The following is a 21,796-nucleotide window of genomic DNA, read 5'->3' as shown; positions in this document are numbered from 1 at the left end:
AGTCTTCAAGACTGGCTAACCGGTATTGATCGCTCTCGCCCGGAATCAACGCCCAGTGATAGGTGATCACCGTATTGCCATGGTGGTCTTCAACGGATTTGATCCGGTCTTGTTCGTAAGTAAAACTGACGCGTACACCATTTTTATCTTCGTAGTCGACGATCTGACCATTGGTGTAGTGAATAACATTGCCGCTGCGGTCCCGCCAGGTGTAGTACGTGCTAGTCCCGTCACCGTTTAGCGCTTCCCTCTTGGTGAGGGTCTGCACCAGCAGCGCTTGGTAGGTGTCACCATCCGGCGCAATACAATTGTTTACATCGGTAGCGAATTTTTCCGGGCGGTAAGACATGCCGTTGCGGAACAGGTAAAACTCATAGGGCTGTTTACAGTTGCCACTGATCGGCGCTGTTTCACCCTGTTCGGCCCGCAATTCACTGTAGGTCTGTATTGGGTTCCAGCGGCTGTTCCATTCCCAACCATTAGGCGTCCAGCGGCGCAGCATCCGGACACTGCCCCCCAACACCTTGACCTGCATATCTTCCAGGTCTTCGCGGTTCTCCGAAGAGGTTGCACGCGGTGCGGCACCGTCACTGCTGATGCCGGGTTTTGCGAATACCAACGGCGCCACTAAAAGTGCGAGTACGGATGTGGCTACCGCCCAGTAGCTGGCTATTCGCTGTGGCCTGGCCTTGCGCATGGTTGCAGTTGGGGCCGGCTTGGCTATCCCGGTACAAAACTTCATTGTTGTTTTTCCTGGTCTTTTTTTGATGGGCACGAGCCCGTCATGGATGACGGGAATGCCGAAAACGCATGGACGCAGTTTTCGGCCTTCGCTTTGCCCATCCTACAAATCTATGGTTTTACGTCGTTGTAGGAGCCTGCTTGCAGGCGAACAGCGACAGAGCGCTGCTCTTTCCGCCTGCAAGCAGGCTCCTACGGCGGGCCTTTGGCCCGTTTGCCGAGCTGGAGCCCGGCGTCCCCGGGGGGAGCTTTCTTATTGGGCGCCCGTGTTGTCCTTGTTGCTCTTACAGTTACCATCAACGCATGGCGGCGGTTCACAGCGCAGGGTCTCCACATCGCCGCCTACCGAGGTGTAGTTGGGGTTGTAGCCAGAGCCGCTGCCGCCACCGCCGCCGTAGTAATAGCTGTCACCACCGCCACCACCGCTACCGGAGGAGCCACAGGAGCCGCGGGAAGCGGTGGACCAGTGGGTGGAGGTGCCGCCGGGCACCGTCTGGCCGTTGGCGCACTGGCTCTGGTAGCTTACGTTGTACTGGTAGCTGTGCCGGCCGCAGCCGGCGCCGCTGGCTCCGCCCTCTTCGTTCGGATTGAAGTCGCGCAGGGCGGTAATTCGGTAGGGGATATACACCACTTCGCCCGCGTCGATGGTTTCCGGAACCTCGGCCAGGAACTCGAAGGACACCACGTCGTTACCCGAAGGCAAGGCGCCGCTGACTTCGTCCGCGCGAATCAGGCCGTAGTTGGTGAGACTGAGTTCGCCGGTAAAGACGTCGCCCTTCTTCATGTCCGGCAGGGTGACGCTGAGCGGATCGAGCATTACCACGGCCACCGGCACCTGGGTCTCAAAGGTGGCTTCCAGCTTGATCTCGTAGCGGTCTTCCAGGTTGATCTCGTTGACTTGCCACTCGACGGTGACGATCTGGTTCATCAGGAAGACTTCTTCCGCGATCGTTGCGCCGGGCTTGACCCAGAGGCGGCCGGAGACGCTTTCGTGGTCGAAGGCGCTTACCCGGTAGGCGTAGCGGCCGGCGGGCAGGTCCTTGAGCAGGGCCTCGCCGTTGGCGTCGCTGCTGATGGTGCGGGTCTCGGACAGCACCTGTTCGTTCTGCAGCTCTATCTTGGCGCCGGCCAAGCCCGGGATCAGCTGGTTGTCTTCGCTCAGGGTGGCGGTGTAGATATCGCTGATATGGAAGAAGGCATCGCCCTGTTCAGACGTTACTGCGGCGACAAAAATGGGCACGGTAAAGCGGTGTCCACCGTCGCCTTCAACAACGAGCCGGAACTCGTAGTTGCCCTGCTCCACCGAGGCGTCCGGGCTGAAGGTGACGCGGATATCGCGGCTCGCGCCGATATCCATATCGCCCAAGCTCGCGGTGCCGCCGAGGCGCACCCAGGCCGGGGCCGGGTTCTGCTCGCCGTCCTCCAGCGTCAGAGTCGCATTGCGCAGTACGTCGAAGCCGGTGTTCTTCAGCGCGAAGGTTTCGGTGGTGCTGCCGCCCAGGGCGACGCCTGTGTCGATAAACGACGGCGCGGCCTTGATGACCGGGCGGCTTTCGGACAGGCGGTACTCCAGCGCAATGTCCTCCAGCACCTGTGCCACGCCGTTGACGTCCGCCAGCACCTGGAAGTAGAGGAAGCCGCTTTCCGGAGCCAGGTTGTTGCCGGACAGGGTCAGATTGATCACGCCCTTCTGCTGAGGCGCCAGTTCGATCACCGAGCCTGGATCCAGGTGCAGGCCCGTGGGTATCTGCAGCTGCTCGGTGCCCGGCTCCGCTACCGACACCAAACGCACGTTGCTCAGCGCGCTGCCGTGACCGGCCTTCACGCTGATGGGCACCGTCTGGTTGTAGTTGCGCAGTATATTGATATTCACCTGGCGCGGACTGACTTCGGAGGTGAGTACCGCAAATTCCCCCTGGTTCGGGCGGCCGAGGCTGTCCGGGTGGATGACGGACACCCGCCAGGTACCGCTCTGTCCCTGGGGATCGAAGACGTGGGAGAAGTTGCCGTCGCTATCGGTAATCACCGACACCTGCCGCTCGAAGCCGCGCACTTCCAGTACCAGGGTCAGTGGCACATTGCCGACGGGCGATGCGCTGGCGCGATCCAGGGCGCGGCCGCTGAAGGTGACGGTTTCTCCGGCGCTGTAGACCTGCTCCGGAGTTATCGTCGTCAGCTCGCCGGTGTAGGCGGTCTCCTGCAGCGACGCCTGAATGCGGGTGCCATTGCCCTCGATCACCACTTGGGTGGGCTTACCGGTATGGTAGCGGAAGTGGTCGATTTCCAGGGCCACGGTGACCTGGTCCGGCGCCGCCTGTGGAATCGGCACTTGGATCCAGTCGGAGACGAAGGTCTCGCCGGGCTGCAGGCGCGCGACCGTCTCGCCGCTGGCTACCGTAATGACATCGCCAGTAAATTGCCGCACCGTTTGGGTGGAGAGCAGGTTGCCGTCCGCGTCCTCGATGCGGATGCGCACTTCGTCCGACGGATTGCCGCCGTTGCTGCGCGCCACCAGCACTTCGGTTTCCACCGCCGAGGTGTTCTCCATGGTAAAGCGCACCTTGCCCAGACCGCCGCGGTAAACGGTGTCGGTTTCCAGGCCGAGGCGCAGGGCGGCGTCGCCGACCAGCACTTCGTCTTCCGCGTGGATAAACACGGCCTCACCGGGCAGCGGCGACTGCTCCAGGCGCAGCTGGATGTTGCTGAGCGTATCCAGCTTCCCGTAGCCGCCGATTACGATCGGCACTTCCACCAGGCCGCCGGCGGCGACGGAGAAGCTGGCGGACTGGTGCTCGCGGGCAACTCCGTTGTCGCTGACGGTGGCGAACAGCTTCACGCCGGAGATATCGCCGCTGCCGCGGTTCTGTACGCGGAAGCGCACTTCGTTCATCACGCCGCGCTTTATGGCAGTATCACCGTCTTCAGGCTCGATCACTTCCACCGACAGCGCCGGCAGCAGCAGGCTGTGGCCGATGCTGGTCGCACCCTGGTCGTCCTCGGCGATGACCGTGTAGCGACGCTCGGCGATCGCGCCTTGCGCGCCGGCGGTGTAGCTCTCGTCCACGAAGGTGGTGGGGTTGCCGCCGTGGGGAATCAGCGCGCTGGTGATCTCTTGCAGATCTTCGTCTCCACCGACATACACGCGATAGCCGGCGATGGCGGCGCCGCTGTGGTTCCACTGCAGCTGCGGATTGCCGTTGGCATTGACCGAAATGCTGATATCGGAGACCGGCAGTAGACCGAAGTTCAGGTAGGCCGTTTCGCTCGGCGCCGACTCGTTGCCCGCGGCGTCCAGCGCGGTGATCACATAGGCGTGTTCGCTTTCGCTGGGCTTGGCGTCCAGGGCGATGGTGTCGGGGATGCCGGTCTGCAGCGGCTCGATACTTTGCAGCAGGGCGCTGTCGGCGCTCTCACCTTCCGCCAGGTTGAGGCGGTAGAGGTTGTAGCTGAGCTTGGCCACCTCCTCGGCGTTGCCCTGGGCATCGGTTGTTGGGGCTGCCCAGGTGGCGACGATACCGGCGCCGTTCAGCTCCAGTGCCAGTTCCGTGGGTATTGCGGGTGCAATACTGTCTGCACTCACCGCCACCGGCTCGCTCATAGCGCTCACCGCGATCTGGTCGTTGTCGCGGCGCTCGCTGGCGACGGCGTAGAAGTATTGGCCGTCGCTGGGGAGGCTGTCGGTGGTTTCGGTTTCCGGCAGGCGTTTTAGCTCGGTATATTCCGCATCGCCCTCGGCCTTGCGGTAGAGCACATAACGGGCCTCTTCCACCGGGTCCCATTCGAGCGCGACGCCGCCGTTGGGCTGGGCGATCGCCTTGAGGTTTTGCGGGATATCCAGCGGCGGCAGCTCGCCCTGGTAGACCTGAAAGTTGTTCGGCGCGCGGACTCTGGTGCTTTCGTTGTCCAGGTCGTCCAGCGCGCGGTAGCTGAAGCGCAGGCTTTCCACGGCGGGGTTGCCAGCGTCGTCCTGGCCGGCAGTGACCGGCAGTACAAAGCTGCCCACCCACAGGGGCTGGCCCTCGATGGACTGGGCATCCCGGGTCAGGCCGATGCCGTTTTCATAGCCGGCGATCTCCATATTGTCGATCAGCGGAATCAGGCTGGGCATCTCGCCCGGCTTGACCTCGTCGTCCAGTTGCAGCACCACTTCCACCGGCAGGCCGTTCTGTTCGTCCACCTGCAGGGGTTCGCCCGGGTTCAGGGTAAGCGCGATGACTTCCGGCCCCTTGGCGTCGATCAGCAGTGTATTGCCCGCTTCGATAATGGTGCCGCGGTTGCCCACATGGTCGTGTGCGGACATCACCGCGTAGGCGGTGCCGGAGAGCATGCCCGGTTCGATGGTGAAGCTGCCGCTGTAGAGGGTGTCGTCGCTGTAGTCTTTACTCAGGTCCACGGTGAGCGGCACGCCGCCTTCCGGCGCCAGGGCAAAGTAAGGTTTGTTGCGCAGCGGCTCGTCGAACTGAACCGTGACTTCCACCGTGCCCGGCGCATGGCGGCCGCTGGCGCTGTCCACCAGGCCGCTGGATTGATAGCTCACTTCCAGTGCATGGGGGCCTTCGCTGTCCGCCGTGGCTTCCACCAGGCTGGACAGGCTGCTCTCCGTGGGCACTTCGTTGACAGTGGTGACCGCGTAGAAGTAGTCGCCGTCTACCGACGGCAGGTCGGTGAATTTCCCTTCGCTCAGCAGCTGGCTATTGACCTTCTGCGCTTCCTGCGCGGTGGCGAACGGGGAAGTGGAGCGGTAGACGTTGTAGCCGGCGGTCTGGTTTTCCGCGTCGTCGCTGCTCACTGCACTCCAGGACAGCGAGATTTCGCCCAGTTCTCTTTCGATGGCGGTCAGATCGGTCGGCGCATCCGGAATGGAGGTGTTGAGCGTGACAGTGCGCGCGGCACTCTGCGCACCGAAACCGCTGCGTCCCGGATACTCGGCCGCGGCGGTGATCAGGTTGTCGCCCTCTTCCAGGGTAATTTCCACCTGGAACTTACCAGTGCTGTCGACCGGCTCGACAGTACCCACCGCAGTGCCGTTGCGGTAGAGCTGTACCTGGGTCTGCTTTTCGGCGCTGCCGTAGACGGTTACCGCCGGGTTGTTGGTCAGCCAGCCTTCGCTCGGGCTGGTGATCTGAGGTGCGGACGGCGCGGCCAGCGCCACGCTGAAGCCGTATTCCGCGATGGTGACGTTTTCCCAGACGTCGTAGGCCTTTACCGTCAGGGCGTGATCGCCGTCCGTATAATTCAGCAGCGCGACATTGCGTCCGTATGTTGAAGAGTCGCCGCCGCTGGCGGCGTACTCGGTGCCGAGCAACTTGCCGTCCAGGTAGAACTCCACCCGCGCAACGCCGGACTCGTCCGTCGCGGCTATCTTGAAGCGGCCGTCCTGCACCAGTTGCGGTGTCGTGGTGAGATCCAGCAGCGCTGTGCCCTGCTGGTATTCCGCCGCCTCAATAGTCGGGCCCTCGGTATCCGCCTCCGGCGTGACCGCGACCGGCGTCACCGCCGGGTCGGAACCACCGGAGATATTTACCGACGCCACCGCCACATAGTAAGTAGTGCCGTTCTTCAGGCCGGCCAGGGACCAATTGAGCTCGGTATCGGACACGCTGCCTTTGCTTCGCACCGCTTTCGGCTGCAGCCCGGCAGTCGAACTGAAGCTGCTCTCCTGCACATAGACCGCGTAGTTCTTCAGCAGCTCGTAGGGCGCGACGCTTGACCAACTGATCTCTATCTTGCTGCTCTTGGGCGTGGCGGTGACCGTTGCCGGATTGGGCAGCAGAGTGGTACCCGCATCGGTGATACCGGTGGAGGCGTTGCCGCTCTCATCGTAGGCGTAGACGCGCACCGGGTAGGAGGTGGCGGGACTGAGGCCAGTCACCAGATGCTGCACCACCCCCTGCGGATCACCGAGCGACGCCAGCGGAATATCGTCCACGCGGCCGCTCGGGTCCTCGATAAACGCCACTTTGTAACCGACCAGGTCGCCCGCAGTGTTCGCGGAGGGATTCCAGCTCAGCTGCAAACTGTCCGCCCCGGATTGGACTACCAGGTTGGCGATCTCATCCGGGGCCTCCACATCCATCGGCACCGATTCGACCGAAGTGACGGACGGATTGAACAATCCCTGGGTATCGAAGGCCACCACCGCAAAGTGCGCCTGGGTATCCCTAGGCAGACCCTCGACACGAAACTGCTTGGTGCCCTGCTCCACCACCGCCAGCGGGGACTTGCCAGCGATATCGGCAAAGGCATTCGCGCTCTGGTAAATACGGTACTCGCCGATATCGTTGCCGTTGGCGAACTCGTCGTAGCTGCTCCAGTCCAGCAACAGCTCGGTGCCGCTGCCGTTGGCATCGATCGACAAGGCGACCGGTCCCGGCGGATTGTCGTCGTAGTGGATCTGCGCCAGCGTCGGCTCGCTCTCATTGCCCGCCGCATCGCGCACCACGAAGGAGATCGTGTTGTCGCCCTGCAACAGCGCTACCTGCGTGCTCCAAGTGGTCTCTGCCGACGGCGCCACCGCCAGGCTGCCGTTCACCAGCACCGCACTGCCCGCCTCTCTGGTGCCGTTGAAAACCTGGGCATTGACCGTGGTTACAGAGGGATAATCACCCAACGCCGCAGGCGCTGGCGGCGTGTAGTCCAGCACAAAGTTGTAAATACGCTGGGTGGACAGGTTGCCGAGCTGGTCGGCGATGCGGGCGATGATCTGATAGTCCCCGTCCAGGAAGGGCGCATCCGGGGTGAACTGGATCTGGCCTTCGAACAGAGCCACGGAACCTGCCAGTGAAATGCCGTTTCTCTTGACTTCCACCGAACTATTTTCAAGATCAATACCAGTTCCGTCTTCGACTACTACCAGCGCGGCAACCAAAGGGACTACATTGTTCGAACCAGTTGGGTAAGCGCTAATAATATCTGGAGCGATACTATCTATGTTGAAATTCACGGTAGCAGATTCAGAGACGTTTCCGCTAAGGTCTACAGCGGTAATCGCCAACGAAGATTCGCCCTCTGGCAGGCGGTAGGCCCCGGACCAGTTTCCGTTGCCATTGGCGATAAATTCTGAGCCATTAACCCAAATCGCAGTATTGTCCTCTCGCTCCCCGGAAAGCGTCACATCGCGCGAATTAGATGAATTTACTGCGGGCGCTACGGGCTGATCGATACTTGGGGCTATGGGACGAGTAGTATCGACTACGAAAGTGAAGGTGAACCTATCATCTTCTGGCTCCAGCTCTATGCCATCCTGGTCCTGATCCATACCCAGGCCGTTTGTGGCAAAGATATCCGGGCCGACTGAGAAGGTGTAAGTACCTTCAGAGAGTGGTTGGGTAAAGGATACTGTGAATTGAGCATAGTCCTCTGTGGATACATCAGATATGACGAAAGAATTTCCGACCTCATCCAGCAGCTCAAAATCACTGGTATCGATTGACTCCATATCAATAACGATATTGAACTGCACAGCAATGCTCGAGAGGGTTTCGTTTGTATAACTCTCTACATTAAGGGATTTCACCCTGGGAGCAGACACTCTTTCCGCCAAGTGAATCGTTCCATCTTGGCCCCGTTCGAATGATTTGTATGCAGAACCGCCTTTAACTTCTAGTTGCGAGGTTTCCAAACCATCCAGCAGGTCGTAATAAATCGCTATACGGCCGCCGCCACCGCCGCCACCGCCACTGCCATGACTGCCACCATAACCGCCATTTGCGGCAACGAGAGCGCTTTCGCCGGCGGTTAGTGTACTTGTGTCTATCCAAATAGAGCCGCCGGAACCGGCTCCGTGGCCACTTTCCTGACCATTGGCAAGAATACTTCCATATAGAAAGAGGTCTTCAGTGACCAGTTGGATAGCACCACCACCACGGATGGATAAAAACGAGCTTCCTCCACCTATTCCAAAATCGTCCGGTTGCAGCTCGCTTCCGAAAATTGCATTGGTCCCGGAACCAACGATTCCGCCCCGACCTCCGTAACTGCCTCCGGAGAACCCATCCACCTCCTCATTGGGTCCATAGCCGCGATCGCTAACATCTATGCGAGCGCTAGCGTCGACAAATAGCTCGCTTGCCTTCAGGGTAACCCCTTTCGCATCAGGAAGTTCGACCAGAGCACCGGAATGAGTCAACACTCCGCCATTGACAATGGAAACTTTGTTCCAGGTTTCGTTCTGCTGCAGTTCGTAGGTAAAGCCATCGATTACCAGGTCGTTATTTGGCATCACCAACTGACCATTGGAGTGGAGAGTGGACGAGCTACCTCTAACAGCGGTGCCAATTTGGACTTCACCCATCAAATGGGCGGTAGTGTTTGCAAGGCTAACCGTCTTAAAAGAAGAGTCCTCTAGCTCAACGATCACATTGGCAAAAGCCACTTCATCTGCCGAGTACTCCCCGGAAATCACCATCGGATCACTATAGGATTTATCCACTCCCTTATTATCAAACCGCAACAGGCTCCAACCGGTCTGCTTGTTCTCCACATAGACACTGCCGGGTTGACCATTGCGAGTGTAAGTGTCACGGTAGTAGTGACTCCCTCCCGCTGCGCTAGTATGCACCTCCGGATTGAGGTTGCCGTTCTCGTAATAAATCGCAATACGACCGCCGCCGGCACCGTCTGAACCGTCGCCACCAATGGCCTTGATCCGCGCAGACGACTGACTGGTCGTCAGGGTGCCTACATCCAACCAGATGGAACCGCCCGAACCGCCATTAGAAGCTAGGTAATATCCACCATTTGCAGAAATGCTACCATCCAGCAGCAGTTCACCACTGATGTTCAGCTTGATAGAGCCGCCACCGCGTCTATTCCTACTGCCGTCATAGTAGCGCCCTCCAGTGCCAAAAAACTGCGGTACTTTGTAGTCCCCATAAGTGGCATTGGTGGTTCTGCTTTCCGATGTACCTGCCGAACCGCCATAGCTACCCGAGGAATCAATGCCCACATCATCTGTAGGCAGGTTGCCCTTGCTGTCCAGATTGATCGAGCTGCTGGCATCTATTTCCATATAGTTCGCCGTCAGCTCTACGCCATCTGCGCCAGTAGCTGTTTGGGCGTCTATGGTATGTGTGATGACACCGCCATTGCGGATAAATACCTGATCCCAGCTTTCATCTCCGTTCATAGCGTAGGTGAAGCCATCGACGACCAAGTGATCATCAATTCCCGGAATTTTCCAGTTGCCCTGGCTCTTGATCCCGCCTGTGAGGGTAGTATTACTGGTTGAGAAGCTGTCCGATACAGTGACCAGTCCCTGAGCCGCTGCCGAACCGCCACTAATACGCATTGTGCCAGCAACTACGCCGTTCAGTGTCGCGGTGCTGCTTACCTGACTTATGGTTGCCGCAGTGACATTGGTGAGTGTCGTGGTGCCGCTTACCTGACTTATGGTTGCCGCAGTGACATTGGTGAGTGTAGCTATATCTGAGTCCAGATACAGTTGATTAAAGCTGGCATCGGAGATGGCCACATTGACGTTGACAAATTCGACCTTACTTTCCGGATAATCCCCGGAAATCACCATCGGATCACTATTGGATTTATTCACTTCTTTATTATCGAACCGCAACAGGCTCCAACCGGTCTGCTTGTTCTCCACATAGACACTGCCGGGTTGACCATTGCGAGTGAAAGTTCTGTCGTAGTAGCGACTCCCTCCCTCTGCGCTAATATGCACCGCGGGATTGAGGTTGCCGTTATCGTAATAAATCGCAATACGACCGCCGCCGGCACCGTCCAGGCCGTAGCCACCAATGGCTCTGATCCGCACAGACGAGTAACTTGTCGTCAGCGTGCCTACATCCAACCAGATGGAACCGCCCGAACCGCCCCCATAAGCTGGACTAGATCCATCTGCGCCAGGTTCACCATCCGCAGAAATGATGCCATCCAGCAGCAGTTCACCACTGATGTTCAGCTTGATAGAACCGCCACCGCTACCGCGTCTATAGGTATTGCGGTCATTGGGTGCACTGTGATAACGCCCTCCAGTGCCAAAATGCTGCGGTGCTTTGTAGTCCCCATAAGTGGCATTGGTGGTTCTGCTCCCCGATGTACCTGCCGAACCGCCATAGCTACCCGAGGAGTTATCGCCCACATCATCTGTAGGCTGGTTGCCCTTGCTGTCCAGATTGATCGAGCTGCTGGTATCTATTTCCATATGGTTCGCCGTCAGCTCTACGCCATCTGCACCAGCAGCTGTTTGGGCGTCTATGGTATGTGTGATGACACCGCCATTGCGGATAAATACCTGATCCCAGCTTTCATCTCCATTCATGGCGTAGGTGAAGCCATCGACGACCAAGCGATCATCAATTCCCGGAATTTTCCAGTTGCCCTGACTCCTGAACCCTCCGGTGAGAGTAGTATTGCTGGCTGAGAAGCTGTCCGATACAGTGACCAGGCCCTGAGCCGCTGCCGAGCCGCCACTAATACTCATTGTGCCCGCAACTACGCCGTCCAGTGTCGTGGTGCTGCTTACCTGACTCATTGTGCCAGCAACTATGCCGTCCAGTGTCGTGGTACTGTTTACCTGACTTATGGTTGCCGCAGTGACATTGGTGAGTGTAGCTATATCTGAGTCCAGATACAGCTCATTAAAGCTGGCATCGGAGATGGCCGCATTGACGTCGACAAATTCGACCCTACTTTCCGGGTAGTCCCCGGAAATTACCATCGGATCACTATTGGATTCACTCACTCCCTTATTATCGAACCGCAACAGGCTCCAACCGGTCTGCTTGTTCTCCACATAGACACTACCGGGTTGACCATGAGTGTAACTACTGTAGTGACTCCCTCCCGCTGCACTGGTATACACTGCGGGATTGAGATTGTTCTCGTAATAAATCGCAATACGACCGCCGCCGGAACCGTCCGGGCCGTAGCCACCAGAGGCAGTGATCCATCCAGGGAGCCATCCAGACGACTGACTGGTCGTCAGCGTGCCTACATCCAACCAGATAGAACCGCCCGAACCGCCCCCAGAAGCTGGACCAGATTCAACTGGACCAGGTCCAACGGGGCCAGGTCCAACGGGATCAGGTCCAACTGGACCAGGTCCAACTGGACCAGGTCCAACGGGATCAGGTCCAACGGGATCAGGTCCAACGGGACCAGGTCCAACGGGACCAGATCCATCTGCGCCAGATCCACCATTTGCAGAAATTATGCCATCCAGCAGCAGTTCGCCAGTGATGTTCAGCTTGATAGAACCGCCACCGCGTCTATTGCTACTGCTGTCATTGGGTGCACTTTCAAAGCGCCCTCCAGTGCCAAAATGCTGCGGTGCTTTGTAATCTCCATAAGTGGCATTGGTGGTTCTGCCTCCCAATGTGCCTGCCGAACCGCCATAGCTACCCGAGGATTCACTGCCCACATCATCTGTAGGCAGGTTGCCCTTGCTGTCCAAGTTGATCGAGCTGCTGGCATCTATCTCCATATAGTTGGCTGTCAGTTCTACGCCATCGGCACCAGAGGCTGTTTTTGCATCTACAGGGTGGGTTAAAACAGAGCTATTTATTAGCTTTAGGGAATGGAAATTATGACTACCATTTACCGTCAGTGTTGCACCATCAACAACAACGTCTTTGCCTTCATACGTCACATCATTCCCTGTGATACTCGTATCGGCAGTTATAACTACTGTCTCAGGAGCCACAGACTGCGATCCCTCTTGGGAATGCGCTGCCATTTCATTAGACGTAACGGCTTTGCTATATAGCGCAATATCCCCGATCGTCCCCTGAACCGCATTCAACGCCATTCCATCCACACCCGGCTGGCCGCCCAGATAGAAAGGCTGGGAGGTGGGCACAATGCCTCCGCTGTAGCTGACTGAATCGGCAACCTCGCCGTTGCGGTACAAGCTGAGAGCACTGCCGCTGTAGGTAACCGCCAAGTGATACCACTGATCCGGCTCCGCGGACTCGGGGTCGGAGAGGGCGATGGTTTGCTGGCCGTCGTTCAGTACGAAAGCGAAATGGCCTGCAGTCTGGGCGCCTGTGTCGTAAATACGGGAGCTGCCGGCGAGATGAAGGCTGAAGGGCACGCTGCCGGCTTCGCCCTCACCCTGTTGCAGCAGGATATGGCGACCGGTAATGGCGTCGAATTTTACCCAGAGTTCCAGGGAAAAAGGGGTAGCGAAGGCAGGCAGTGACGCATTCAGGGACAGGTATTGTTTCTGGCCGTCGAAGGCTATTGCGTCTGCGATCAGGCGTTCGCTGTCAACGAACTCTAGGGGGCGGTTGCTGGTGAAATTGGGGGCGTTGCCAGTTTCGTCGGGCAGGGTGGAGTCCTGGTTTCGTTCGGTGGCCCAATAGGCAATGGGGCCGTCGGCCAACACCAGATCCTGATATTCATCGGCCACAGAAGCTGCGGATAAAGTGAGCAAACCGAAAGTTGCTACGAAAAATGAAAGTACACGTCCTTTCACTGATTCCCCCAAATTCCCCGGGGCGAGTTAGCCCCATAATTCAGCAGTAGTAATTCCACTGCTGGTACTGGCGGATGCGCTGTGCTTGTCCGCCCTGCTCTATTGATGTTCTGATCGCAGCCAACGGCCGATCCTACAATGAATCGACGTGCTCCCGACTGGATGGGCACGTCGCTGCACTCCTTTGCCCATCCTACGGGAATGCCACTCCAGTCGTACTGTTCCTACAACATCTGCACCTTCAGACGTTGGTCATAGCTCAGGAAACGCTGGCTATTCTCCAGGCGAGAGTGCTCATCAAAGTTGTAAAAAGCGATATACGACCCGTAACCCGAGTCGACGATATTGTTCTGAGGGTCTGCAATACTCCATGCGTCACCCTGGCCAAATTCTGCCCAATTGTGGTAGTTATCGGCCTGAAGTTTTCCGGAGTGCTCCAGTGTAAAACCGCCAACCATTTTGGAAGGCACCCCTGAAGCCCTGGCGAGGGCGACGAAGGCGGAGGCAAATTCAGTACAATCTCCCCGCTTTTCGGTTATTGCGTAGCGGGCACCGCGGTCTTCCGCTATATAGCCGATATCGCTTACGTTTTTGTAAAGCCAGGAGGCTATCTGTTGTATGCCCTCTTTATCTTGCGTGAGCTTGTCAGCCAGTTCTCTGATCTCTGGTGCGTTCACTTCTATATTGGGTTCAGGGGCCAGATAGCTATCCGATTCGTCACCATACTGTTGGGGCTTACTGGACAGGCTTATATCCGCGGTAATGCTGATCACCCGGCTCGCGTGGGGAGCCAGCCCTTTGAGTTTGAACAGCAGGGATTGGTTGCCGGATTGGTCGATTTCAGTTTCAAACTGCTGGTTGGCGGAGATCTGATTGATCCGCTGGTAGGAGTTTTGTTTTACCGGGGCAAACACCTTGAGCGAGGCGCTGTCGATGTACTCGGCGGCATTGTTGGTGACCAGAAAGCTGTAGCGGATGGTTTTTGCGATGCTGTAGGTGGGCTCGGGTGCCTTGAAGGCTATGTAGAGCCATGTGCCTGCGAACAGTGCGGCAATAGCCAGGACGGCTGTCCACAAGGTGGCTTTGGGAGCTTGAAGAGGATTCCGGGGCTGTTCGCCTGCAAGCAGGCTACAGGGGAGGCTTTGGGAGTTTTTAGCCGGCACAGTTGGATACTCCGTGAAGGCCAAGTCGCTTTGCGGCGCTTAGGGCGGTGGTTTTGAGGGTTCGCTTTATCCGCTCTATTCCACCGGATACCACGAAGGCCCGGCTGATGGGCTTTTCGCTTAGCAGCGTCACCAGGCCTGTGTCGTCCTCCTGGTCTCCCACTATGAATACCGGGAGATAGCCGCTCAGTGAATAATTGACTGTGGCACTGCGTACTGCCGCCTTAAGGTCCGAACCCTCTGCAGCGATGGCGGGAATACCCAGGGCGATCAGTTCGCTGGCTACTGTTTGATCGGTCGCAATTGTTACCGCTCCGAAGTTTCTAACTTCGACTATAAATTCGTCTACGGGGACTGTTGCAGACCAGTTTTCACTGTCTTTCTCAGAAATACGGCCGATCAGTATCTTGGGGTTTTGGAAACCGGTTTGAATCAGGTCCTTGCAGAGTTTCGCCAGGGAATGCCGTTTGTGGGGCTCGGCAAAGATAAGCAGGGGCTTGTTTTTAAGGAAGAGTTTTGTCTTGATTTGCCTCTGGGGTAAACGAATGGCGCTCGATACAGTATGAGACGTTCGCGGCTGAGCGCCAGTATCAATGAGCAAATACTGATTAGTCTTGTCATTGACCTCACCCAATCGGATAAAGCACAGCTCTGATGTTTGCGCACTGGCAGGGTTTAGTGGCGTAAAATAACTGACACCCGGTTCGGCCACACAATGTTCGGATTCAATATCCGACGTCTGTGCATTGAGCCCGTGCGCGTATCCCCAAAAAACACATAACAAACCAAAGGTGCTAATTGCGGATGTAAAACTTCCTGTCAAACCTGACTTCCCTTTCTTTTTCGTATTTTACGCAGTTGATAACAACAACTGCTCCCTCAAGGGCGGGCATGGTAATGAGAATGGCATCACGGAGTCAATGCCGATTCCGGTACTTCATTTAAACTTATTGAACTATCATACTATTTATAAATGAGTGGGCCTGGGCGTGTTTATTTTCAGGTGGACAGCGTTTGGAATTGATAGATCCAGTGAGCGAGTGCTGGTGTGAGAGCTTTTGATTTGTGTTGCTAAACTGGGCTAGGTTCGCCTGCGAGCAGGCTCCTACGGGTCCAATGCCACTACTTCGATACCGGATTCGGTATAGCGCCAACGCAGATTGAAGCCACACAGTTGCATGCCATAGATCCGCTGCGGGTCCGGCTTCTGGTAGGCGGGTTTCGGATCCTGGCTCAGTAGTTGCTCGATCAGGCGGGGAAGATCCGTATCCCAATCGTCCCTGAAGGCACGCGCTTTTTGCATTATCTCTTCGGGAATAAATACCGGCAGCATTTGCGGCGCAGCATCGGCGAATGCACTCTGCGCTTCCGCCACCGCATCGGCGTAAGGGATATAGGGTTTGATATCCAGCACCGGGGTGCCGTCCACCAGGTCGGCGCCGCCGACGATCAGTTCCACCTTCGGTTTCAACCGCACTTCCAGCAGGCGTACAACGGACAGGCCGATATTGTTGGGGCGAAAGGGCGAGCGGGTGGCGAGGACGCCGAGTTTTTTATTGCCGCCGAGGCGCGGCGGGCGCACCTTGGCGGACCACTGGCCATCCGCACGATGGAACTGGAAGATTACCCACAAGTGGGTATTTTGCTCCAGGCCGGCGACGGCGTCCGGGGTATTCAGGGGAGGCAACAGTTCGATGGCGGCGCGGCTGGCGTCCGCGAGTAAAGGTTGGCGGGGGACGCCAAATTTTTCTCCGAAGCAGGAGTGGACGGTGGCGATAGGGGTCATTTGGAATGATGAATGCGGACAAACCGGCAGGATTGCCGGTTTGCACAGCCGAAGGCTGCCCCGAAGGGGTGAAGCACAGGGATGTGCTTCATGAATGCGGAATGCGGAATGCGCGAACCGGTTTTTTGCCAAATGAAAAGAGCATTGGCCGCGACCAAGCTTCGGTAACATCCGCTAGTTTGATCGCGGCCATGGGCGGATGGCCGCCCCGCCGCTCTTACAGGGGGAAAATTCAATTCCGCATTCCGTTCCGCATTCCGCATTAATCAAATTCCTCCCATGCAGAGGTATTTGATTTCCAGGTAGTCGTCCAGGCCGTACTTGGAGCCCTCGCGTCCGCTACCGGATTGTTTGACGCCGCCGAAAGGGGCCATTTCGTTGGAGACGATACCCTCGTTGATGCCCACCATGCCGTATTCCAGGCCCTCGCTGACGCGCCAGATGCGGCCGATATCGCGGGAATAGAAATAGGAGGCGAGGCCGAATTCGGTGTCGTTGGCCAGGCGGATGGCCTCCTCCTCGGTGGAGAATTTAAACAGGGGCGCCACCGGGCCGAAGATTTCCTCTTTGAACAGGCGCATGGTGTCGTCCGCTCCGCTGAGAATCGTGGGTGCATAGAAGCATTCACCCAGGGAGCTGGGGCCGCCTTCGGCAATGGCTTTGGCGCCCTTTTTCAGCGCATCGTCCACCAGCTCCTGCACGCCTTTCACCGCTTTGCTACTGATCAACGGCCCGACTTCGGTGCCCTCTTTGGCGCCGTTACCCATTTTTAGAGCATTGGTCGCGGCGGTGAATTTCTCCGCGAACTCGTCGTAGACACTCTCCTGTACGAAGATGCGGTTGGCGCAGACGCAGGTCTGGCCGGCGTTGCGGTATTTGCAGATGACCGCGCCTTTGACTGCGGCATCGATATCCGCGTCGTCGAAGACGATAAAGGGCGCGTTGCCTCCCAGTTCCAGGGAGGTTTTCTTGATGGTCTCGGCACATTGGGCCTGCAGCTGCTTGCCCACGGCGGTGGAGCCGGTGAAGGTGAATTTGCGCACCAGGGGGTTGGAGGTCATCTCCTCGCCGATTTCCCGGGCGCTCTTGCCGGCAACCACGTTGAATACACCGGCGGGGATACCCGCTTCCTCCGCCAGTACCGCCAGCGCCAGTGCCGAGAGTGGAGTCTCCGAAGCGGGCTTGGCCACAAAGGGACAGCCGGCGGCCAGGGCCGGAGCCATTTTGCGCGCGATCATGGCGCTGGGGAAATTCCACGGAGTGATGGAACAGGTAACACCCACGGATTGCTTGATCACCACGATTCGCTTGTCGTTCGACGGCGGGGCGATCACGTCGCCGTAGACCCGCTTGGCCTCCTCGGAGAACCACTCGATATAGTTGGCGCCGTAGAGGATTTCGGTTTTGGATTCCGCCAGCGGCTTGCCCTGTTCGGTGGTGAGAATTTTTGCCAGGTCGCCCGCGTTGGCGACAATCAGGTCGAACCAGCGGCGCATAATTTTTGCGCGTTCTTTTACTGTGGCATTTCGCCAGTCGGGCCAGGCTTTGTCGGCGGCCTCGATGGCGCGGCGGGTTTCCGCGGTACCCAGGTCGGCGATGCTGGCGATAACTTCGCCGGTGGCGGGGTTGGTGACGTCGAAGGTTTTGCCGGAATCGGCGTCCAGCCATTGGCCGTCTATGTAGGACTGTTTGCGCAGTAGCGAGGGGTTTTTCAGTTCGAGCATTTTGGGCCTCCCTGTCTGTTTGCTGTAGGAGCGGACGTTGGACGCGATCAGACTTTCAAGTGCCCTGAGAGATCGATCGCGGCCATGGGCGGGGCCGCCCCGCCGCTCCTACAAATGGCGGGCCTGCGGCCCGCGTGCGGAGCTGGAGCTCCGCGGTCCCGGGATCCGAGTCCCGAGTCCCGGGTCCCGGGTCCCGGGTCCCGAAGATACTACTTTTTCTTTTTGACGAATTTCATCAGGCGCCGCTTCTTGGCTTTCTGGCGGTCGGTCAGTTTCTGTTTCCTGCCCGCATAGGGGTTGGCGCCGGTACGGAATTCGATCTTTACCGGGGTGCCGTGCAGGTCCAGGGCCTTGCGATAGGTCTTTTCAAGGTAGCGCACATAGTGCGCCGGCACCCGTTCGGTCTGGTTTCCGTGAATCACGATCACCGGGGGATTCTGCCCGCCGGCGTGGGCATAGCGCAGTTTGATGCGGTGGCCGTGCACCAGCGGCGGCTGGTGTTCCGTCACTGCCCACTGCAGGATACGCGTCAGATGATTGGTGGACAATTTGTCGGTGGCACTTTGATAAGCGGCCTCGATGGACTGGTACAGGTTGCCGACGCCGGTGCCGTGCAGGGCGGAAATAAAGTGGATGTCGGCGAAGTCCACAAAACGCAGGCGCCGCTCCAGTTCCCCTTTTACAAACTGGCGGTGGTCGTCTTCCAGGCCGTCCCACTTGTTCAACGCCACCACCAGCGCGCGGCCGGCCTGGATGACGCTGCCCATCAGGTGCATATCCTGGTCTACCAGGCCCTCGCGGGCGTCGATCACCAGCACCACCACATTGGCGTCTTCCACCGCCTGCAGGGTTTTGACGATGGAGAATTTCTCCACCGATTCCACAATATTTTTGCGACGGCGGATACCGGCGGTGTCGATCAGGGTGTAGGGTTTTTCGTCGCGTTCGTAATTGATGTAGACGCTGTCCCGCGTGGTGCCCGGCTGGTCGTAGACCACCACCCGGTCCTCGCCGAGCAGGCGATTGACCAGAGTGGATTTGCCCACATTGGGGCGGCCGACGATGGCGATCTTGATGCCGGCGGCCTCTTCCTCGGCTTCCGGCTCCACCTGCCCGGGCAGATCCTCGACAACCCGCAGCATCAACGTGCGCACGCCGCGGCCGTGGGTGGCAGTAGTGGGAAACAGTTCGCCGATGCCCAGTTCGTAGAAGGGCGCCAGGGCGATATCCGGGTTGACCCCGTCCACCTTGTTGGCCACCAGGAAGGTGGGTTTGGAGCGGGTGCGCAGCTGTTCGGCGATCATCTGATCCGCCGGGGTCAGGCCCGCGCGACAGTCCACCAGGAACAGGACGATATCCGCCTCTTCGATGGCCTGCAGGGACTGCTGCGCCATGGCGGCGTCTATACCCTCTTCGCCGCCGCTGATACCGCCGGTATCCACCAGGATCGTCTTGCGGCCCTCGATCTCCGCCTCGCCGTACTTGCGGTCGCGGGTGAGGCCGGCGTAGTTCGCCACCAGGGCGTCGCGGCTCTTGGTAAGCCGGTTGAACAGGGTGGATTTGCCCACGTTGGGGCGCCCGACCAGGGCGATTACTGGCAGCATAAATCAGTCTACTCGGGGCAAAATCACTTTTGCCAGAAATACGAACGCCCGCGGGACGCGGGCGGTTTTCAATTCGCCTGCAAGCAGGCTCCTACAGTGCGGGCTTGTGGCCCGCTTGCGGAGCTGGAGCTCCGCGTTCCCGGGGTGGCGAGTCCCGAGTCCCGAGTCCCGAGTCCCGAGTCCCGAGTCCCGAAGTATTATCGACGCTCCAGACGCAGGGCCACCAGCTCGCCGTCGTCGGACAGGGCGAACAGCAGGTCGCCGTCCACCAGCATGGGGATGCGCACCGCATCGCTGTCGATCCGCTCGCGGCCGATAAACTGGCCACTGGCGGGGTCCAGCACGTGGAGGTAGCCCTCCAGGTCGCCCACCACCAGCACGTCGCCGAAATAAGCGGGCCCGCTCAGTTCCCGGCGCAGCAGTTCGCTGTTGTTCCAGACGATCTGCCCGTTGCCCACATTGTAGGCGTAGACACTGCCATCGGCACCGCTCAGGTAGACGTTGCCGCCGCCCACCGCCACGCTGTGGTTGGTGGAGGCGTCCCGCGCCCAGAGGCCGCGGCCTTCTTCCCGGGACAGGGCCACCACCCGGCCCTGGTAGCTGGCGGCGAACACCAGGTCTCCGCGCACCACCGGCGCACCGTCGATATCCACCACCCGCTCCAGCTCAGCGACACCCTGGGGGATGGCCACCCGCTGCTCCCAGCGCGGAATACCGTCGGTGACACCCAGGGCAATCAGTTTGCCGTTATCCAGACCCGCGAATACCGTGCTGCCGGAAATCACCGGTGCGGCGGTGCCCCGCAGGGTCAGTACCGGCAGGGAGGTGAAGTGGCTCCAGCGCTCTTCGCCGCTGGCGGCATCCAGGCCGATCAATTTGCCGTCCACTGTCTGCACCACGACCATGCCCGCACCCACCGCTGGGGCGGAGACCACTTCGCCGGATAACTGGTAACTCCAGACCTGGCTGCCATTATTCAAGTTCAGTGCGACGACCCGGCCCCGGTAGTCCGCCACTACGGCGATACCCAGGCCCGCACCCACACCGCCACTAACGGAGATGTCCAGGTCGGTCTCCCACTGGCGACTGCCGGTGCTGCGGTCGAAGGCAAACACCTCTCCTTTACTGTTGGCGGCCACCAATACGCCGTTAGCCAGCGCCGGTTGCAGCATGGCGTAGCGCTTGCGGTCTATCTTGCCGATGCCTTTGGACCAGACCTCGCGCAGCTCCACGCTGGGGCTGATATCCACCAGCGCCACCGGATCGGTATCTTCCTTGTCATCGTTGGAGGCACAGGCGGCCAGGATGGCCGCCAGGGCCACCGCCGCGAAGCGGTTCAGTGCGCGGGTAGGGAATTTCATTGCGCGTCGCTCTCCTCTTCTTCCGACTGCGGGTTTTCCTCGCTCGCCTCCGTCGCTTCGCTGGCCGGCGCGCTGTCTTCCACCCCGGTGGCGGCGGGCTCGGAGACGGCCAGGCTCTCGGCCTTCATCTCCAGCAGGCGGCGGTTGCCCTGCTGCTCCGGCAGCAGCTGTGCCAGTGCCTGTTGGTAGGCAGAGCGGGCGGCGGCTTTATCGCCCTGTTGCAGGAGGATATCGCCGCGGGTCTCCGAGTAGAGGGCGGCGAACGACGGCGGCACATCGGCACTCACCAGTTCCAATCCTTCTTTCGGCTTGCCGCGTGCGGCCAGTACCGTCGCCAGGCGGCGTTTGGCGAGCAGCTTGAGAGGTTCCTCATCGCTGTTGTCCAGCACCCACTGCAACTCTTTGGCCGCAGTCTCCAGGTCGTTGTCCTTCGCGGCCAGCGCCGCGAGCCGCAGGGAAGCCTGGCTGGCGTAGATGCGTTTGGAAAAGTCCTCTTTCAGCTGTTGTGCCAGGCTCTTGGCGGTGGTCAGCTGCTTGTTGTCCGGCTGGCCCTCGTTGGCGGATACCGCTTCCACAAAGCTCTGGTAGAGGTTGGAGGCCTCTTCCGCCTTGCTGCGTTCACTGGTCTGCCACCACTGGTAGCCAAAATAACCCACCAGTGCCAGGACCACGCCAGCGACTATGCCCCTGCCGTTTTCCGCCCACCAGCGCTTGAGGGATTCTATTTGTTCTTCTTCAGTTAGATGGTCAGCCATTCTCTATTTCGCCTTTCCTGTGAATTCTTAAGTCTTCCCGTAGGAGCGGCCCATGGCCGCGATCGGGCTCTCCGGCCAGCGGACAGATCAATCGCGGCCATGGGCCGCTTCTCTAAAGCGGCCCCTGAAGTCAACCACTAATCTGGTTTTTGCACTGGACAACTGTTACTGAGTTTCATGCTTCTCTTATCTAAAGCGGCCCCTGAAGTCAACCACTAATATGGTT

General features: G+C 58.9%; 11 protein-coding genes and 1 pseudogene. 1 reads left to right on the top strand and 11 read right to left on the bottom strand.

Going from position 1 to position 21,796, the window contains the following annotated elements; translation table 11 throughout:
• The 7 genes and pseudogenes from ACRC0P_RS10680 to tsaA form a co-directional block, all read right to left on the bottom strand.
• Positions 1-742, bottom strand: a 742-nt coding sequence (locus ACRC0P_RS10680) for a hypothetical protein (protein WP_438630676.1), incomplete at its 3' end; no start/stop codon positions are given.
• Between the two features lie 252 nt (positions 743-994).
• Positions 995-11,443 carry a fibronectin type III domain-containing protein gene (locus tag ACRC0P_RS10675; RefSeq protein WP_438630678.1) on the bottom strand — a complete coding sequence of 3,483 codons (10,449 nt, stop codon included), beginning with the start codon at positions 11,441-11,443 and terminating at the stop codon, positions 995-997.
• A 248-nt stretch (positions 11,444-11,691) separates the two neighbouring features.
• On the bottom strand, positions 11,692-11,883 hold the full coding sequence (locus ACRC0P_RS10670) for a hypothetical protein (protein ID WP_438630680.1): 192 nt from the start codon (positions 11,881-11,883) through the stop codon (positions 11,692-11,694).
• 613 nt (positions 11,884-12,496) lie between these two features.
• Positions 12,497-13,087 (bottom strand): annotated as a pseudogene (locus ACRC0P_RS10665) (LamG domain-containing protein); the annotation flags it as partial.
• Positions 13,088-13,401: 314 nt separating this feature from the next.
• Positions 13,402-14,340 carry a transglutaminase-like domain-containing protein gene (locus ACRC0P_RS10660; RefSeq protein ID WP_438630674.1) on the bottom strand — a complete coding sequence of 313 codons (939 nt, stop codon included), beginning with the start codon at positions 14,338-14,340 and terminating at the stop codon, positions 13,402-13,404.
• Positions 14,330-15,163, bottom strand: a complete 834-nt coding sequence (locus ACRC0P_RS10655; protein ID WP_438630672.1) for a hypothetical protein — start codon at positions 15,161-15,163, stop codon at positions 14,330-14,332. The genes ACRC0P_RS10660 and ACRC0P_RS10655 overlap by 11 nt, the downstream gene beginning before the upstream one ends.
• 282 nt (positions 15,164-15,445) lie before the next feature.
• Positions 15,446-16,126, bottom strand: coding sequence for a tRNA (N6-threonylcarbamoyladenosine(37)-N6)-methyltransferase TrmO (gene tsaA, locus ACRC0P_RS10650; RefSeq protein ID WP_438630670.1), 681 nt, complete (start codon positions 16,124-16,126; stop codon positions 15,446-15,448).
• Positions 16,127-16,131: 5 nt separating this feature from the next.
• Between tsaA and ACRC0P_RS10645 the strand changes: the two genes are divergently transcribed.
• Positions 16,132-16,392, top strand: coding sequence for a hypothetical protein (locus tag ACRC0P_RS10645; protein ID WP_438630668.1), 261 nt, complete (start codon positions 16,132-16,134; stop codon positions 16,390-16,392).
• Here ACRC0P_RS10645 and ACRC0P_RS10640 read toward each other — a convergent pair whose 3' ends face one another.
• The 4 genes from ACRC0P_RS10640 to ACRC0P_RS10625 form a co-directional block, all read right to left on the bottom strand.
• A complete protein-coding gene (locus ACRC0P_RS10640; protein WP_438630666.1) occupies positions 16,393-17,850 on the bottom strand; it encodes an NAD-dependent succinate-semialdehyde dehydrogenase in 1,458 nt (485 codons plus the stop codon). It lies immediately after the preceding gene.
• A 209-nt stretch (positions 17,851-18,059) separates the two neighbouring features.
• A complete protein-coding gene (der, locus tag ACRC0P_RS10635) occupies positions 18,060-19,454 on the bottom strand; it encodes a ribosome biogenesis GTPase Der (RefSeq protein WP_438630664.1) in 1,395 nt (464 codons plus the stop codon).
• A gap of 197 nt (positions 19,455-19,651) precedes the next feature.
• Positions 19,652-20,815 carry an outer membrane protein assembly factor BamB gene (bamB, locus tag ACRC0P_RS10630; RefSeq protein ID WP_438630662.1) on the bottom strand — a complete coding sequence of 388 codons (1,164 nt, stop codon included), beginning with the start codon at positions 20,813-20,815 and terminating at the stop codon, positions 19,652-19,654.
• Positions 20,812-21,570 carry a YfgM family protein gene (locus ACRC0P_RS10625; protein WP_438630660.1) on the bottom strand — a complete coding sequence of 253 codons (759 nt, stop codon included), beginning with the start codon at positions 21,568-21,570 and terminating at the stop codon, positions 20,812-20,814. The genes bamB and ACRC0P_RS10625 overlap by 4 nt, the downstream gene beginning before the upstream one ends.
• Positions 21,571-21,796: the final 226 nt, after the last annotated feature.

The organism is Microbulbifer sp. (genome assembly GCF_051659245.1).
Taxonomy (GTDB): Bacteria; Pseudomonadota; Gammaproteobacteria; order Pseudomonadales; family Cellvibrionaceae; genus Microbulbifer.
Note: the sequence above shows the minus strand (reverse complement) of the source record. Positions and strands in the feature narration are given on the sequence as shown.